Origin of the sequence: Micromonospora sp. NPDC093277 (assembly GCF_044765245.1) — a bacterium.
Classification (GTDB): domain Bacteria; phylum Actinomycetota; class Actinomycetes; order Mycobacteriales; family Micromonosporaceae; genus Micromonospora.
The window spans coordinates 549,280-565,179 of record NZ_JBIWJO010000002.1 but is presented as its reverse complement, the minus strand read 5'-3'; the positions used below and the strand labels follow the sequence as shown (position 1 = coordinate 565,179).

The 15,900-nt window shown below is 72.1% G+C and carries 18 protein-coding genes; 10 read left to right on the top strand and 8 right to left on the bottom strand.

Going from position 1 to position 15,900, the window contains the following annotated elements; translation table 11 throughout:
* The first annotated feature begins 4 nt into the window (after window positions 1-4).
* From fabG to ACIRG9_RS07260, 8 genes are all read left to right on the top strand, one after another.
* Complete coding sequence (gene fabG, locus ACIRG9_RS07295; protein WP_402851912.1) at window positions 5-745, top strand: 3-oxoacyl-[acyl-carrier-protein] reductase; 741 nt, start codon at window positions 5-7, stop codon at window positions 743-745.
* Between the two features lie 75 nt (window positions 746-820).
* Window positions 821-1,237 (top strand): 3-hydroxyacyl-ACP dehydratase FabZ family protein, encoded by a 417-nt coding sequence (locus ACIRG9_RS07290; protein ID WP_402851502.1) that lies wholly within the window; start codon window positions 821-823, stop codon window positions 1,235-1,237.
* Window positions 1,230-1,712, top strand: a complete 483-nt coding sequence (locus tag ACIRG9_RS07285) for a 3-hydroxyacyl-ACP dehydratase FabZ family protein (RefSeq protein WP_402851500.1) — start codon at window positions 1,230-1,232, stop codon at window positions 1,710-1,712. The genes ACIRG9_RS07290 and ACIRG9_RS07285 overlap by 8 nt, the downstream gene beginning before the upstream one ends.
* Before the next feature lie 34 nt (window positions 1,713-1,746).
* Window positions 1,747-2,004 (top strand): acyl carrier protein, encoded by a 258-nt coding sequence (locus ACIRG9_RS07280; RefSeq protein ID WP_402851497.1) that lies wholly within the window; start codon window positions 1,747-1,749, stop codon window positions 2,002-2,004.
* A gap of 82 nt (window positions 2,005-2,086) precedes the next feature.
* Window positions 2,087-2,905, top strand: coding sequence for an alpha/beta fold hydrolase (locus tag ACIRG9_RS07275; RefSeq protein WP_402851494.1), 819 nt, complete (start codon window positions 2,087-2,089; stop codon window positions 2,903-2,905).
* A 14-nt stretch (window positions 2,906-2,919) separates the two neighbouring features.
* Window positions 2,920-3,543, top strand: coding sequence for a DsbA family protein (locus ACIRG9_RS07270; RefSeq protein WP_402851492.1), 624 nt, complete (start codon window positions 2,920-2,922; stop codon window positions 3,541-3,543).
* A complete protein-coding gene (locus ACIRG9_RS07265; protein ID WP_402851489.1) occupies window positions 3,540-4,022 on the top strand; it encodes a cobalamin B12-binding domain-containing protein in 483 nt (160 codons plus the stop codon). Before ACIRG9_RS07270 ends, ACIRG9_RS07265 begins: the two co-directional genes overlap by 4 nt.
* 17 nt (window positions 4,023-4,039) lie before the next feature.
* Window positions 4,040-5,332, top strand: a complete 1,293-nt coding sequence (locus ACIRG9_RS07260; protein WP_402851486.1) for a methylaspartate mutase — start codon at window positions 4,040-4,042, stop codon at window positions 5,330-5,332.
* A 56-nt stretch (window positions 5,333-5,388) separates the two neighbouring features.
* Here the strand turns inward: ACIRG9_RS07260 and ribD are convergent, their stop codons facing one another.
* The 6 genes from ribD to ACIRG9_RS07230 form a co-directional block, all read right to left on the bottom strand.
* Window positions 5,389-6,327: a bifunctional diaminohydroxyphosphoribosylaminopyrimidine deaminase/5-amino-6-(5-phosphoribosylamino)uracil reductase RibD gene (gene ribD / locus ACIRG9_RS07255; RefSeq protein ID WP_402851483.1), complete on the bottom strand. Its 939-nt coding sequence runs from the start codon at window positions 6,325-6,327 to the stop codon at window positions 5,389-5,391.
* On the bottom strand, window positions 6,327-7,475 hold the full coding sequence (locus ACIRG9_RS07250; protein WP_402851480.1) for a hypothetical protein: 1,149 nt from the start codon (window positions 7,473-7,475) through the stop codon (window positions 6,327-6,329). Before ACIRG9_RS07250 ends, ribD begins: the two co-directional genes overlap by 1 nt.
* 274 nt (window positions 7,476-7,749) lie before the next feature.
* Window positions 7,750-8,181 carry a VOC family protein gene (locus tag ACIRG9_RS07245; protein WP_402851478.1) on the bottom strand — a complete coding sequence of 144 codons (432 nt, stop codon included), beginning with the start codon at window positions 8,179-8,181 and terminating at the stop codon, window positions 7,750-7,752.
* Between the two features lie 24 nt (window positions 8,182-8,205).
* Window positions 8,206-8,649, bottom strand: coding sequence for a helix-turn-helix domain-containing protein (locus ACIRG9_RS07240; protein WP_402851476.1), 444 nt, complete (start codon window positions 8,647-8,649; stop codon window positions 8,206-8,208).
* 55 nt (window positions 8,650-8,704) lie between these two features.
* Window positions 8,705-9,700, bottom strand: coding sequence for an Acg family FMN-binding oxidoreductase (locus tag ACIRG9_RS07235; RefSeq protein ID WP_402851473.1), 996 nt, complete (start codon window positions 9,698-9,700; stop codon window positions 8,705-8,707).
* 104 nt (window positions 9,701-9,804) lie between these two features.
* Window positions 9,805-11,031 (bottom strand): PucR family transcriptional regulator, encoded by a 1,227-nt coding sequence (locus ACIRG9_RS07230; RefSeq protein WP_402851471.1) that lies wholly within the window; start codon window positions 11,029-11,031, stop codon window positions 9,805-9,807.
* Between the two features lie 83 nt (window positions 11,032-11,114).
* Between ACIRG9_RS07230 and ACIRG9_RS07225 the strand changes: the two genes are divergently transcribed.
* Both ACIRG9_RS07225 and ACIRG9_RS07220 read left to right on the top strand, forming a co-directional pair.
* Window positions 11,115-12,197, top strand: coding sequence for a ferredoxin reductase (locus ACIRG9_RS07225; RefSeq protein WP_402851469.1), 1,083 nt, complete (start codon window positions 11,115-11,117; stop codon window positions 12,195-12,197).
* A 15-nt stretch (window positions 12,198-12,212) separates the two neighbouring features.
* Window positions 12,213-13,355, top strand: a complete 1,143-nt coding sequence (locus ACIRG9_RS07220) for a fatty acid desaturase family protein (RefSeq protein WP_402851466.1) — start codon at window positions 12,213-12,215, stop codon at window positions 13,353-13,355.
* Here ACIRG9_RS07220 and ACIRG9_RS07215 read toward each other — a convergent pair.
* Both ACIRG9_RS07215 and ACIRG9_RS07210 read right to left on the bottom strand, forming a co-directional pair.
* Window positions 13,336-14,511, bottom strand: coding sequence for a glycosyltransferase (locus tag ACIRG9_RS07215; RefSeq protein WP_402851464.1), 1,176 nt, complete (start codon window positions 14,509-14,511; stop codon window positions 13,336-13,338). The genes ACIRG9_RS07220 and ACIRG9_RS07215 overlap by 20 nt on opposite strands.
* A gap of 10 nt (window positions 14,512-14,521) precedes the next feature.
* A complete protein-coding gene (locus ACIRG9_RS07210; protein ID WP_402851462.1) occupies window positions 14,522-15,589 on the bottom strand; it encodes a glycosyltransferase family 2 protein in 1,068 nt (355 codons plus the stop codon).
* Window positions 15,590-15,900: the final 311 nt, after the last annotated feature.

Here is a 15,900-nt window from a genome sequence, read left to right as displayed (position 1 = left end):
GGACCTGATGGAGCAGCGCACCGCGCTGGTCACCGGCGGCTCGCGCGGCATCGGCCGCGCGGTGGCGCTGCGGCTGGCCGACGACGGGTACGACGTGGCGTTCTGTTACCGCAGCGGCGGCGAGGCGGCGGCGGAGACCGCCGACGCCATCAAGCAGCGGGGCGTCCGCTGCTTCCACGCCCCGTGCGACGTGGCCGACCCGGAGGCGGTGACGGAGTTCGTCGCCGCCGCCGAGGCGGAACTCGGGTCGGTGGAGGTGCTGGTCAACAGCGCCGGCATCGTCCGGGACAAGCCGCTGGTGCTGATGCCGTTCGCCGATTGGGAGGCGGTGGTGGGCACCAACCTCACCGGCACCTACAACTTCTGCCGGTCGGTGGTGTTCGGCTTCATGAAGCGCAAGAGCGGCACGGTGATCAACATGTCCTCGGTCGCCGGGGTGTACGGCAACGCCACCCAGGCCAACTACTCGGCGAGCAAGGGCGGGATCAACTCGATGAGCCGGGCCCTGGCCAAGGAACTCGGCCCGTACGGGATCCGGGTGAACGTGGTGGCGCCCGGGTTCATCGAGACGGACATGACCGCCGGCCTGCCCGAGAAGGCCCGCGCGAAGGCCGTCGGCATGGTCCCGCTGCGTCGGCTCGGCCAGCCGGCCGACGTCGCGGAGCTGGTGTCCTTCCTGGCCTCCGACCGGGCCGCGTACATCACCGGGCAGGTGCTGCAGGTCGACGGCGGGATCGTGCTCTGACGGCCCGAGCCGACCTTAAGCCGGCCTCGAGCCGGCACCGGTGCAATACCGCCAGCGGATCACAGGAGGAGGGTCATGAGCCGCAGTTTCGCCGCGCCACTCGACGCGGTCGACGAGGTGGAACCCGGCGCGGACGGGGTCACCGCGATCAAGCGGATCGTGGCCACCGACCCGTACCTGGAGGGCCACTACCCCGGCTTTCCCATCTATCCGGGAGTGTTCACCGTGGAGTCGGTCTACCAGGCGGCCCGGCGGGCGGTCGAGGCCGACCGCGGCCCGGACGCCCGGGTGGCGCTGGCCGCCGTGCGGTCGGTGCGCTTCAAGGCGCCGCTGCTCCCCGGTGACGTGCTCACCGTCTCCTGCCGGCTGAGCGCCGACCCGGGCGACCCGCGGCTGATCCGGGCGGTCGCCGACTGCCGCCGCGGTGACGGCGCGGCCACCGCGAAGGTCACCCTGGAGCTGCGCGTGCGGACGGAGCCGGCCGATGCTTGAGTACGCCGACCTCACCGCGATCCTGCCGCACCGGCACCCGATCCTCCAGGTCGACCGGGTGCTCGAGGTGGAGCCCGGCCGCCGCATCGTGGCGATCAAGGCGGTCAGCGGAAGCGAACCGTGCTTCGCCGGTCTCGCCGACGGCCTGCCGACGGAGGCGTACGCCTACCCGGCGTCGCTGATGGTGGAGTCGCTCGGGCAGGCCGGGGCGGTGCTCTGGATGCTCACCGCCCGGGCCGCCGGTGAGGCCACGGACGGCACCCTCGTGTTCGGCGCGGCCCGGGACTTCGAGTTCCTCGGCGCCGCGTACCCGGGCGACGTCATGCGCCACGAGGTGGTCGTGGAGTCGCTCAAGCCCAACAGCGCGGTCATGCGCGGCGAGACCTGGGTCGGTGAGCGGCGGATCGCCGTCGTCGGCTCGATGCTCGCGGTCGCCCGGCCGGACACCGAACTGGCCGCCGGGCCGACCGGCTGAGCCAGCAACCACACCAGAGAAGGGAAGCAACACGATGACCCAGGTCATGAGCGACCGGATGAACGAGTTGCGCGAGGTCGTCGCCGAGGTGCTCGAGGTCGAGCCCGAGGAGATCACCGAGACCAGCCACTTCGTCGACGACCACGACGCGGACTCGCTGCGGGCCATCGAGATCCTGGCGCGGCTGGAGAAGATGTACAAGATCGAGATCCCGCAGACCGAGCTGCCCAAGATGGAGAACCTGCGCGCCGTCCACGACGTCGTCAAGCAGTACGCGGGCTGGCAGGACTGACCCACATCGATCGCCCCGGTCCCGCCGCGGGGAGCCGCCACGAGCTGGCCACCCCGCGGCGGGCGAGGCTCGGAGGTACGCCGTGACCTGGTATCCCGTCGTCGAGGTGGAGCGCGACGGCGAAACCCTCGCCGTGCACCGCGGCCCGGGCAGCGGCCCGGCGCTGGTGCTCGTCCACGGACTGGAAGACTCCTGGCACACCTGGCAGCCGTTCGTCGACGCGCTGCGCGGTGACATCCCCTTCACCCCGTACGCCCTCTGCCTGCCCTGGCGGGCCGGCGCCGCGTACGGCTGGGTGCACCACACCGGCCCGGCCGACCTGCTGCGGCACGCCCTGGCGCTGCTCCCCGAGCCGCCCGCCCTGCTGGTGGGCCACTCGTTCGGGGCGAACGCGCTGCTGGAACTCCTCGCCCAGGCGGACCGGCCGACGCCAGCCGCCGTGGTGCTCCTCGCCCCGTACTTCCGTCCCCCCGACGACCCGATCGACTGGCGGCTCTTCGACCGGGAACTCGCCCGGTTCCGCGCCGTGATCGGGGAGGGGATCCGGCTCAAGCTGGGTGAGCGGCGGCGCCCGCTGGACCCGGAACTGGTCGACACCATGGTCGCCAAGGCGCTCGACCGGGTCGGCCCACTCGGCTTCGTCGCTCTGCTCCACCAGTTCATCACCACCACCGACCTGGCCCTCGACACCGTCACGGTGCCGACCCTGGTGGTCAGTGGTGCCACCGACGCCGCTCTCGCCGGCGCCCGCACCGACGCGTTCCGCCGGGCGATGCCGGTGGCGACCGTGCACACCAGGCCCGACGGCGGTCACTTCTGCCACCTGGAGCAGGCCGCCGCGGTGACCGCCGAGATCCGGCGGTTTCTCGCGGTGTCCGTACCGACCGTCGCCTGTACCTGAGGAGACCCCCCGACATGCGTAAGCCTCCCCGGCTCTACTTCTCGTTCCGCAGCCCGCGCAGCTGGCTCGCCGTACGCCAGCTCACGGAACGCTGGCCGGAAGCGCCGGACGCCATCACCTTCGTGCCGCACTGGGTTCCGGACGGCGGGCTGCGCGCCGCACTGGCCGAGGCGGACTCGGACTTCCTGGACACGCCGATCAGCCGGGCCAAGCACGAATACCTGCTGGCCGACACCAACCGGCTGGTGCGGCGGTTCGGCTACCGGATGGTGTGGCCGGCCGACATGGACGTCGACTGGGCGGTGCCGCACCTGGCCTGGCTGTACGCCCAGCAGCAGGGGCACGGCTGGGCGTTCTACCAGGCGGCGGTGCGGGCCCGCTGGGAGCGTGGCGAGAACATCAGCGACCCGGTCGTGCTGGCCAACATCGCTATCGAGGCCGGGATCGACCCGGACGGGGCGAAGGCGGCCGTGGCCGACCCGGCCCTGCGTGAGGCGGCCCTGCAGGCCCTGGCCAGCGCCTACGACGACGACATCTTCGCGGTGCCGTACTTCATCGCCGGGCGGCACCGGTACTGGGGCCTGGAGCGGCTCGACGGTTTCCTCGACGCCCTGGCCACCGTCGGGGTACGCCGGTGACCGTGCCGGTGCCGGTCCGCCCGGCCCCGGCCCGCCCGGCGCCGGGCGATGGTGGGCGCACCGTGCTGCTCGGCACGGTCTCCTCCGACGCGCACACCTGGAACCTGGTCTACCTGCAACTGCTGCTCGAGGAGGCCGGACACCGGGTGATCAACCTCGGTGCCTGCGTACCTGAGCAACTGTTCGCCGCCGAGTGCCATCGGCACAACCCGGACCTGGTGGTGGTCTCCAGCGTCAACGGGCACGGCTGGACCGACGGCAAGCGGCTGGCCGCCGTGCTGCGCGCCGACCCGGCGCTGGCCGATCTGCCGATCGTCATCGGCGGCAAGCTCGGCGTCGCCGGCCGGCTGACCGGGACTCAGGTCGACGCGCTCTTCGCGGCCGGCTACACCGCCGTCTTCGACGACGCCGCCGACCAGGACCGGTTCCTAGAGTACCTCGGCCGCCTCGAACTTCCGGTGGCCGGACGGGTGGCGTGAGCGCCGGGGGAGCCGGTGTGCCGCGTGGGCCGTTCGCCGCGGCCGTCGCCGCCGCGCGGGACCGGGGCGAGCTGGTCGTGCAGCCCCGGATGGGCTTCGGCGACCCGGCCGCCATGCGCGCCGGGCTGACCGCGGTGGCCCGGGCCCGGGCGACAACCGCGGGCACCGTCACGCTGGACAGCTACACCCGGGTCGGGGACCACGCGGCGGCGGTGCGTGCGCTCGCCGACGGATCGCCCCTGAACGGCTATCCGATCGTCGCGCACCCGATGGAGGTGACCCGCTGGGTGCTCGCCGCCGCGCAGCCGTACGGCATGCCGGTGCAGGTACGACACGGCTCGGCGCTGCCCGAGGAGATCTTCGCCGCGCTGCTGCGCACCGGGGTGGACGCCACCGAGGGTGGCCCCGTCTCGTACTGCCTGCCGTACAGCCGGGTGCCGCTGCGTGACGCCGTCGACAGTTGGGCGCGCTGCTGCGCCGCCTACACCCGGCTGCGCGACATCGGCGTCGAGCCGCACCTGGAGAGCTTCGGCGGTTGCCTGCTCGGGCAGCTCTGCCCGCCCAGCCTGCTGGTAGCCGTGGCCGTGCTGGAGGGCATGTTCTTCCGGCAGCACGGGCTGCGCAGCGTGTCGCTGAGCTACGCCCAGCAGACCTGCCCGGAGCAGGACGAGGAGGCGCTGGCCGCGCTGCACCGGCTGGTCGACGAACTGCTGCCCGAACTGGACAGTCACCTCGTGCTCTACACCTACATGGGGGTGTATCCGCGCACCACCGAGGGGGCGCTCGGGCTGCTCGGCGCCGCCGCCCGGCTCGCCGTACGCGGGGGAGCGGCCCGCCTGATCGTGAAGACCCCGGCCGAGGCGCACCGCATCCCGACGATCGAGGAGAACGTGGCGGCGCTGGAACACGCCGCCCGGGTCGCCGCCGCCGAGCCGCCGGCCACCACCGGCGTCGAGGACACCGGGATCTACGCCGAGGCGCGGGCGCTGGTCGAGGCGGTGCTGGAACTCAGCCCCGACGTCGGGGTGGGCCTGCTCCGGGCCTTCGAACGCGGCTACCTCGACATCCCGTACTGCCTGCACCCGGACAACGCGGGGCAGGCGCGCGGCTACATCACCGCCGGGGGGCGGCTGGCCTGGGCCCGGGCCGGCCGGATGCCGGTCCGGGTCGACCGGGCGGCCGGTGGCCGTCCGGCGGAGATGACCAGTGGCGGCCTGCTCACCGCGCTGTCGTACGTGGCCGACCGGTACGACCGGTTGGCGCCGCCGGCCGTCGGCCCCTCGGAGTCAGCCCCGGCGCTGCCCCGCTGAGCGGCCTCCGGCCGCCCCTGGACCTTGATCGACTCCATGTGCGGCATGTGGTGGTCTCAGTGCAGGCCGGATGCCGCCTCTTGTGCGACCTGGAGTGGATCATCAGCTCGCGGTACAGGTACCGGCTTGGGTCGGCGAAGGCGAATACGCACACCTGCACCAGCGGGGCGAACGCCGTCCAACTCGAAACCCGCAGATGTGAGGTCCGCGGTGGTTGCAGCGAGACCGTCCATCGGTGGGGTATTTTCCACGGCGACCACGATCTCATCGACGCAGTCGAGGTTGTCGTGAAGCGCACCGGAATGGTGAGCTCCCACAGCGAGGATGGCGCGAGAGCCGGTGGCATAGCAGGTCGAAAGCCAGCGAGCGAGATCGCCAGTCAGGTCTTTGGGCGCCGTGAAGTGCTCGGGTGCATGGCCGCCGGGTACGCCCTCCTCGATTGCCTTGCCACTGAGCACGAGGTCCGCCCCGCTGCGCAGGTCCGTGGTTAGCTGCTCGTTGAGGTCGTGGCTGTCCTCACCGAGCGTGTAGGCCCAGGTCAGGTAGGGGCGATGGCGACGGGTGGCGGTGAGCCAGGGGCCGAGGACGGCGAGTGTTTCGTCAGGGATCACGCTGGTTTCAACGTCGATGCCGTGGGCTGTTAGCACGGCGGCGCCTCCGTCGCCTCGGGAGGTCGGGTCGATGACGCTGATGACGACTCGGGCGATGCCGGCGTTGATGAGCTCCTGGCGGCAGGCTGGGGTGACACCGATGTGGTTGCAGGGTTCGAGCGTGACGACGGCTGTGCCGCCTCGCGCTGCGGCCCCCGCCACGGCAAGGGCGTTCGCCTCCGCGTGGGCTTCTCCTTTGCGCCGGTGGTAACCGGCACCTACGGCCTTACCGTGGCGGTCGAGGATGACACAGCCGACGGGCGGGTTTGGGCTCGTGGTGCCCAGGCCGAACGATGACAGCATGATCGCCTGCCGCATCGCGGCCAGTTCGGCGGCGGATGCCATCAGATGGCCTCCTTGAGGTCGTCGAGGAAGGCGCGGACCTCTGGCAGGTGCTGGTGGCCGCTGACTGCGATGCCGAGTTGCGCGAGTTCGTACAGGATTCGTCGAGATCCCGTTCTTCGCGCAATCGGTAGCGCGTGGTGTGCCGTCGAGGAGGCCCGGTCGGGTTGTTTCGCTGCCGCGTGGGCTGCGGCTTTGTTCAGCAGAGCGGCTGCGAAGTCTTGGCGGTGCCGCTGCGGGATCGTGGGAAGGGCTTCTTCCAGTACGGTGATTGCCTCGTCTGGTCGCCGTGCCAGCCGAAGGCATGCTCCGCGGTGTACTTCGATGTAGCCGCTGGTGCAGTAGGAGCCGTGTTCGCCTTCGGGTTTGCCTGGGCGGCGGTCCGCTGCCCAGCGATGTGCGTTGTCCAGCAGGCGCATGGCCGCGCGGTGCTCGCCTGTGGCGGCCAGAGCGTGCGCGTGTTGAACACGAAGCGCGGCCCGCATCGGTCCGGGCAGCTTCTGGTCGTAGCGCATCGCCGTTTCAGCCTCCCCGAGGGCCTGGACGGGGTTTCCGCTCGTCAGCCGTTGTTGGCTGCTGCGGTAGGTGGCCCACGCGGTCATGACCGGGTCCGCGATCTGCCCCGCCCAGGAGAGCGCTTGCTGTGTCCAGCGGTTGCCTGCCGCGTGCTCGTTCAGGGATTGATTGAGCCAGGCGGCGGACTCGGCGTACTGGGCGGCGAGGCGGACGGCGGCGGGGCGTAGCGCTAAGGGCACCTCATGCAGGAGATCCTGGATCGCAAACAGTTGCCTGGTGACACCCATCAGGGCGTACTCGGGGCCGAACATCTTGTCGTTCTGAACCAGAAGGTGCCACTGCTCGCGTAGCAGGTGGATGGCCTCATCCCAACTACCGGGTCGAGCCTTGGACACCTCTTCAGCGGCGTACGTCCCCTCGCTACGTCGAGGGCTGTAGAGGTCGAGGTCCAAGTCGGTCAGGGCGCCAAAAACCTGGCGCAGTGCTGCGCGGCGTGCTTCGCTGGGCCAGCGATGCTCACCACGCTCCAACTTGCCGACCCAGCGGAAATCGACGTAGTGCGCCGCGAGGTCCCGGTGCGGGTAGAGCCAATCGAGCGCGGTGTTTACTGCGTCGGCCAGCTCGGTCCGGGACATGCACTGGCCGGGGCGTATCGGCGAAGGTAATCGTTTCCGGGCACCGCTGAGCACGGTGTTCGGCCTGATCAAGGTGTCCGGATGGCGAGGCACCGTCTCTCCCCTCGGCCCAGCGTGCCGGGCACTGCTGACTATGCCACCGGCTGCCTAGATCATCCACCTCCTGTGCTGTGATGCCGGGAAACGACAAGGGGCGACGGCGAAGTCGGACCGCAAGTCGGTATTCCCGATCGCCGCAGCGGTTACTGCTTCCTCCGCGGACCGCCCTCCGGGGTCAGCCCATGGCGGCGGGATCGAACTCGCGGCGCTCCACCAGGACCAGCCAGTTGCCGGAGTTGTCGCGGGCGACCGCCTCCACCCCGTACGGCCGCTCGGCCGGTTCCTGGATGAACTCGACGCCCTTGGCACGCAGTTCGTCGTGGGTCTTGCGGCAGTCGTCGACGTCGAGCCCGAGGCCGAACAGGCTGCCCTCGTCCTGCGCACGCCGGAGGGTGGCCGCCACCTCCGGCGAGTACGGCGGGCCGGGCAGGGTCAGCTGCACCTGCAGCTCCGGCTGGCTCGGGTGGGTGATCGTGCACCACCGGTAGGCGCCGTCGCCCACGGTGATGTCGTTCTGCTCGACGAACCCGAGCACGTCGAGGTAGAACGCCTTGGCCGCGTCGATGTCCTTGACCAGCAGGCTGATGATCGAGATGTTGGTAATCATGCGACCAGCCTAGGAACTGGCTGGTCAGCCCGGCTTCTCTTCGCTTGCGGAGCGGCGGCGTTCGGCGAGCCCCCACATCAGCACGAAGCATCCCGGGATGCGTGGCGCCCCGGTCGCGGCCCAGCGGCGCTGGAACTCGCTCGGCGTCTCCCCGACGAGGTCCCGGAAGCGGCTGCTGAACGAGCCGAGGCTGGCGAATCCGACGGCGTGGCAGACCTCGGTGACGGTGAGGTTGGTGGCCCGCAGCAGGTCCTGGGCCCGCTCGATCCGGCGGCGGGACAGGTGGGCGGCGGGGGAGAGGCCGTAGGTGACGGTGAAGAGCCGTTGGAAGTGGTACTTGCTGACCCCCGCGACCGCGGCGACGGTGGCCAGGTCCAGCGGCTGGGCGTAGTGCCGGTCCAGGTGGTCCCGGGCCCGGCGCAGGTGGACCAGCAGGTCGGCCGGGGCCTGACGGGGCGGGGCGCTCACCAGACCCAGGATAGAAGGTCGGACGTCGCCGGCGGCCGTCCGCGCCGCCCCGCCGTCAGGCGTCGATCTCGATCACGTCGGTGGGTGTCCGCCGGGGCACGGGCGGCAGGTCGGCGTCGGGTCCCCAGCCCACCCGGACCACCAGGTACGGCTCGCCCACCCCGGCCAGCAGGTCGCGCATCATCCGGCGCGGCCAGGCCAGCTCGATCGCGTCGCTGATCGGTGCGGTGGCCAGCCCCTCGGCGGTCGCGGTGAGCAGCAGCGCCGACAGTGCCTCACCGCCCCGCAGCCAGGCCGCGTGGTCGTCCCGGACGCCGAAGAGGATCACGTACGCCGCGCCCCGGTCGAAGTCGGCACCGGCACTCAGCCCGGCGGCGCCGGCGGGTGCGTAGTCGCGTAGCGGCACCCGTCGGGGTGCGGGGCGGACGGCCGTGGCGGTGGGCACGCCGTCGCCACTGCCGGCCGGCCGGTCGGTCCACCTGCGCAGTTCCTCCAGGTACGCCGGGTCGGCCAGCTCGGCGTCGGCGGCGCGGGCGGTGGAGACGGCCAGCATCGGCATCTGGTCGGGCCGGACGACGTGCAGGTGGGTGTCCTCGGCCTCGACCGCGGCGCGCAACTGGGACAGCAGCGTGTCGGGCACCGGCCGGTCGCTGTACGCGCGGCGGTCGGTGCGTCGCCGGGGGATGGCGGCCACCAGGCGACCTGCCGTGATGTCCAGGCCGACCGGGTCGGTGGTGCGCAGCCGGGCCAGCAGCGCCGGGTCGCCCGCGTCGGGAAGCCGTGCGACGGTGACGCGACAGCCGGCGGCGGCCAGCGACACCCGGGCGTGGTGCAGGGCGGTGCCGCAGCTCAGTGCCAGCAGCCGGCCGTCCGGGTCGGTGGTGCCGAGTTGCCGGTCGGGGTCGGCCCGCAGTTCGAGGGCGTCCGGGGTGACCCGCCAGCGCCAGGGCTGGGTGTTGAACACGGAGGGTGCGTGGAGGGACTGCCGGGCCGCCGCCTCGAACATCCGTACCGTGGGCGCCTGCTCCCTCCCGGCCGATGGCTGGATCATGGTCGCGGCCCCCTCGCTACTCGTGTCCCCTGGCTATCCTTCCCGGCGTGGACGGCCGGGGACAGGGCCGGAGGGCCTGCGGTGAGCGGGTCCGTCGTCCCTGTTCAGGCGGCCTCCGGCGGGGTCGGCGGCACGGCCAGGGCGAGAGTGAGGTCGAGGACGGTGGCCGGATCGTGCAGCCGGTCGCCGTACAGCTCGCGCAGCTTGCCCATCCGGTAGCGGACGGTCTGCGGGTGCACGAACAGGTCGGCCGCCACGTCGTCGCGGCGGCCCTGATGCAGCAGCCAGGACCGCAGTGTCTCGGCGAGCCGGTGCGCGGTGGCGGGGGGCAGCGACGCCAGCGGGCGCAGCGCCTGGGCGCGCAGGTCGGCCAGCCCCTCCGGGTCCATGCTGAGCAGCAGTTCGGCGAGGTGTTGCTCGGTGTCGACCGGCCCGGCGTCCGGCGCGCCGAGGCCGAGCGCCAGCGCCCGGGTGGCGCGCTGGTAGGAGGTGGCGACCCGGTGCCACGGCCGGGCCGGGCCGAGCACCGCCCGGTGCCCGAACAGCAGCCGGGTGAGCTGCCGGCGCCGGCCGCCGTGCATGTCCGGCACCAGCAGGACGGCCAGTTCCTCGACCGGGTCCATCCCGGGCAGGTCCTCGCCGCTCTCCAGGGTGTGTGTGCTGAGCAGGGCGAGCACCGCGCGCAGGTTCCGGCGTGGCAGCAGTACGACGGTGAGCGTCTGCGGCAGTGGCCAGTCGGCCCGCTCCGCGCTGCGCCGCAGGGTCTCCTCGGGTTCCCCGGCGAGCAGCTGCTGGGCGAGACGTTCCAGGTTCCGGCGCCGGGCCCGGCCGGCGCTGGCCAGTTCGTCCGCGTGTCCGGCTACGCTGGCCGCCGACAGCTCGTCGATGTACGCGAACATCAGCTCGGCGAACTCGGCCACCGTCCCGGCGGCCAGCCCCCAACGTACGGTGGTGGTGGAGACCTCCCGCCACGCCACCCGGGCGCCCACCCGGTACGCGGCCAGCAGCGCGTCCATGCTCCGCCCGGAGCGGGCCTCCCCGCTGCCGAGGGCGTACGCGGCCTCCAGGGCCGGGGCCAGCGGGGTGCTGGGGTCGGTCGACTGCGCGCCCTCGATGAGCTGCAGGAAGGTGCCGAGGGCGATCCGGACGGCTTTCTCGATCTTCTCCCGCATGGCGCCCTTCAGCGCACCGGAGTAGGCGGGCACCTCTCCGGTGATGGCGCTGACCGTCCGCTCGGCCACCACGGGGAGGCGCTCGCGGAGTCGGGAGGCGACCCGTTCGTCCAGTTCGAGGTGGCCGGCGTGGCGTGTCGTTCCGGACTCGTCCAGCATCTTGTTCTCTCCGCACAAAAACCTGTGATTGATTCACCTTTGTCGGACAAGATGTTATGCGATCGGGTAGTCACCCTGGTCACATGACCACAACCGCCCGCCCGAAGGCCACCTTCCGGCGCCGGCTGCTGCGGCTGGCCGAGACGGTCACCACCCCGCTGCTGCCGGATGACTACCTCGACCTGGTCGCGCCGCTGCGGGCCGGCGCCGCCCTGCGTGGCCGGATCGTCGCGGTGCGCGCCGAGACCCGGGACGCCGCGACCGTGGTCATCGAGCCCGGCCGCAGCTGGCGGGGCCACCGGCCGGGGCAGTACGTGCGCCTCGGCGTGGACGTCGACGGGGTACGCCAGTGGCGGGCGTACTCGCTCACCTCGGTGCCCGGCGGCGCGTCGCACCGGATCGCGATCACGGTGAAGGCGATCCCGGACGGCAAGGTCAGCAACCACCTCGTCCGCCGGGTCCGGCCCGGCACGATCGTCCAGCTCGACCAGGCGCAGGGCGACTTCGTGCTGCCCGAGGCGGTCCCCGAGCGGATCCTCTTCCTCACCGCCGGCAGCGGTATCACCCCGGTCATGGCGATGCTCCGTGCCGGCCTGCCGGCCCAGACCGACGTCGTGCTGGTGCACTCGGCACCGACCGAGGACGACGTCGTCTTCGGCGCGGAGCTGCGGGCGCTCGCCGCGCGCGGTGCGCTGCGGCTGATTGAGCGGCACACCGACACCGACGGGCTGCTCGGCGTCCACGAACTGGACGACCTCGTGCCCGACCACGCGCAGCGGCAGACCTGGGCGTGCGGGCCGGTCGGCCTGCTCGACGCGGTCGAGGCACACTGGTCCGCCCGGGGCCTGGCCGACCGGCTGCACACCGAACGGTTCCGGCCCACGGTGATCTCCGCGGGGGAGGGCGGCACGCTCACCTTCACCGGTGCCGGCGTGACCGTCGAGGCCGACGGGGCCACCCCCATCCTCGACGCCGGCGAGAACGCCGGGGTGCTCATGCCGTCGGGCTGCCGGATGGGGATCTGCTTCGGCTGCGTGGTCCCGCTGCGCCAGGGCGCGGTCCGTGACCTGCGCAACGGCGACCTCACCACGGCCCTCCCCGGCGACGGCGTACTCATCCAGACCTGCGTGTCGGCGGCCGCCGGTACCTGCGACATCGAACTCTGACAGGAGGCCACCGACGTGACCGTGATCCAGAAGAAGGCCGTCAACCCGATCGCCCACCTCACCGCCGAGGACATCGAGATCATCGGCAAGGAGCTGGACGCCATCCGGGACCGGGTGATCGCCGACCGGGGTGAGCGGGACGCGCGGTACATCCGCAAGGTGGTCAAGACCCAGCGGACGCTGGAGATGAGCAGCCGTGCCGTGCTGCTCTTCTCGCTGTTCCCGCCGGCCTGGATCGTCGGCACCGCCGGCCTCGCGGTGGCCAAGATCCTGGAGAACATGGAGATCGGTCACAACGTCCTGCACGGCCAGTGGGACTGGATGCGCGACCCGAAGATCCACTCCACCACCTGGGAGTGGGACCACGTCACCCCGGCCGAGCAGTGGAAGCACTCGCACAACGAGCTGCACCACCGGTACACCAACGTGATTGACCGGGACAACGACCTCGGCTACGGCATCATGCGCGTCGACGAGGACCAGCCGTGGAGCCCGGGCCACCTGGGCCAGCCGTTCTACAACCTCGTCAACGCCTGCTTCTTCGAGTACGGCATCGCCGCCTACGACCTGGAACTGGGGAAGAACCTGCGCGACGGCGGGCACAAGACCCCCGAGTTCCGCGCCCGGGCCCGGGCGGTCGGCCGCAAGATCCGCCGCCAGGTGCTCAAGGACTACATCGTGCACCCGCTGCTCTCCGGCCCGTCGTTCCTGACCACCCTGGCCGCCACCTTCACCGCCAACCTGATCCGCAACGTGTGGAGCCACTCGGTGATCATGTGCGGGCACTTCCCCAGCGGGGTGGAGACGTTCGCGACGGACTCCATCGAGGGCGAGAGCAAGGGCCAGTGGTACCTGCGGCAGATGCTCGGCTCGGCCAACATCAGCGGCAGCCGGCTGATGCACATCATGACCGGCAACCTGTCGTACCAGATCGAGCACCACCTTTTCCCTGACCTGCCGAGCAACCGCTACCAGGAGATCGCCCCGCAGGTCCGGGCGATTTTCGACCGGTACGGGCTGCGGTACACCACGGGGCCGCTGCCCAAGCAGGTCGCCTCCGCCTGGTGGAAGGTGATCCGGCTGTCGCTGCCGAACCGGCGCGGCAAGACGCCGGAGCCGCTGTCCCCGGCGGCCCTGGTCAGCTCTGCCGGCGCCTGAGGGCCGCCACACGCCCCGGGTCCCCGCCGTCGCTCGCCGGCAGCGCGCCGGCGAGCACGGCGTCGTACAGCTCCTCCAGCCGCCCGGTCTGCCGGTGCAGGTCGAAGTGCTCGGCGACGTGCTTCCGGGCGGCCACGCCGAGGCGGGCCCGCAGTGCCTCGTCGCCGACCAACGCGGCCAGGTTCTCGGCCAGCGCGGCCCGGTCGCGTTCGGCGCTGAGCAGGCCGGTCTCGCCGTGCCGTACCGCCTCGGGGATGCCGCTGTGGTATGTCGCGACGGCCGGCAGGCCGGCGGAGCCGGCCTCCAGGATGGTGGTGGGCAGCCCTTCGCAGTCGCCGTCGGGGGCGGTCCGCGACGGCGCCGCCAGGATCCGCGACTCGGCCAGGTGGCGGCGGACCTCCGCCGGGCTCTGCGCGCCCAGGAACGTGGCGTCCAGGTCGAGTTCGGCGGCGCGCTGCCGGGCCGTGGCCTCCAGCGGCCCGCTGCCCACGAAGAGCAGCCGGGGCCGGAGGGCGGCGGGCAGCATCCCCGCCGCCTCGATCAGGTCGTCGGTGCCCTTCTTGGCCACGAACCGGCCGATGAAGATCACGTCCCACCGCTTCGCCGTCTCCCCGAAGGGGGGCGGGATCGGCACACCGGTGTGGTGCACCCGCACCTTGGCCGGGTCGGCGCCTAGGGCGACCGCCCGGTCGCGGATGAACTCCGACACCGCGATGATCAGGGCCGCCCGGTCGAACGCCTGGCGCAGGTTCCGCCGGGTGCGGGCACCCCGCGCCCCGGGCTGCGCCGGCTGCCGGGTGACATCCTGCCCGTGCAGCGTCACCACCAGGGGTACGCCGAGCCGCTGCGCGCTGCCGCTGACCAGCCAGCCGTCGCCACCGAAGTGCGCGTGCACCAGGTCCGGCCGCAGCCCCGCCAGCGCGGCGTCCAGCCGGGTCGACCGGCCGGTGAGCTTGAGCAGCAGCAACTCGGCCCGGCCACGCGGATCGTCGGCGAAGGCGACCACGTCGGTGTCCCGCGCCACCGGGGAGGCCACCTTGACCGCACCCAGGTAGTCGGGCTCCCACCGGGTCAGCGCGTCACCCTGGCCGCGGACGAAGGTCTCCGACCCGGGCAGCAGGTGGCTGCGCCAGATCACCGCCCTGTTCCTGGACATGATCGTGACCCTACTGCCGGCCGCCGCCAGCCACCGGGTCCGGCTCCCCGACCACGGACGGCATCGACTCGGCGTGGGTGGCCGGAAGCCCGCTCGGTACGGCGTCCCCGCCGCGCGCCTCCGGCACCGGCGGCTGCCCGCCGCCGCGGCGGCGGTTGAGCACCCGGTCGCGCAGCCGGTGCCGCAGGTCCGGCGGGATCAGCCAGATCTGCAGGTAGGTCACGTAGTCGATGACCCCCGGCCGGCCGTGCCGGCGGGCCTCCGCGAGCAGCATCCGGAACACCTGGAAGCTGCGGGTGGTGGCGGCCATCGAGCTGATCACACTCATCGCCAGCGCCGCGTACGCTCGGGGGGTGAGCAGCGGGCGGATGGCCTGCAGCCACTCGAACTGCGCCTCCCAGGGTGACGCCAGGCTGATCCGCGGCCGGTCCTCGTCCTGGTGCCAGACGACCAGCGGCTCGGGGGTCATCACCAGCTCCACGTCGGGGTGGCTGACCGCCCGCAGCGTCCAGTCCAGCTCCTGCTGGCGGCGCAGGCCGACGGTGAACGGCACCCGACGCAGCAGCTCGGTGGGCGCCATGATGGTCGAGGTCTGGATGAAGCCGTCGCCGTGGAACAGCCCCCGGCGCACGGTCAGGTACTCGCTGATCGGCTCGCCCGGCTCGGGCAGCCGGCGCGGCAGCACGAACTCGGCCCGGGGCGTGCGGTTGATCAGCCGGCTGGCCACGATCGGCAGCGGCGCCCCGGCCGCCCGGGCCGCCGCCAGCTGCGTCTCGAGCTTCTCGGGCAGCCACTCGTCGTCGTCGTCGAGGAAGGCGGTCCACGGCGCCCGGGCCTCGCGTACGCCGACGTTGCGGGCGTTCGGCGCGCCGCCGCGCTCGGGTAGCGGCACGACCCGCACCCGGTCGTCGCGCATCGCGGCCAGCGCTGACTGGGTCGCCTCGTCCCCGCCGTCGATCACGACGACGACCTCGATGGTGTCGATGGTCTGGGCCAGCGCGCTGCGCACGGCGCGGACCACCAGGTCCGGGCGATCGCAGGTGGGAATGACCACGCTGACGTCAGGTGTACGGGTCATGAAAACCAGCTCACTAACACGTAATTTCGAGGTGTATTCGCCGTCGTGGAACCGGCGGGCGGCGGGTCCGTCCGGGACCGGCCTCGGTTTCCAGAGGTCCTGGGAACGCTAATTGGCGCAACGTGTGCATTGGGTTAACGGCGGGTGCTATTTGTCTGCCGAGCAGAACGATTGTTGGTGTCCTGGCAGGTGAGAGCCAGTCGCCGCGCGGGCGGACGCCGATCCCGGCACAATTTGGGCGGCGGCCGGGCCGTCTCGTCGTCGCGATAATCTGCCGTACACTCGCCGGGCACCGCCCGGACGAAGAATTG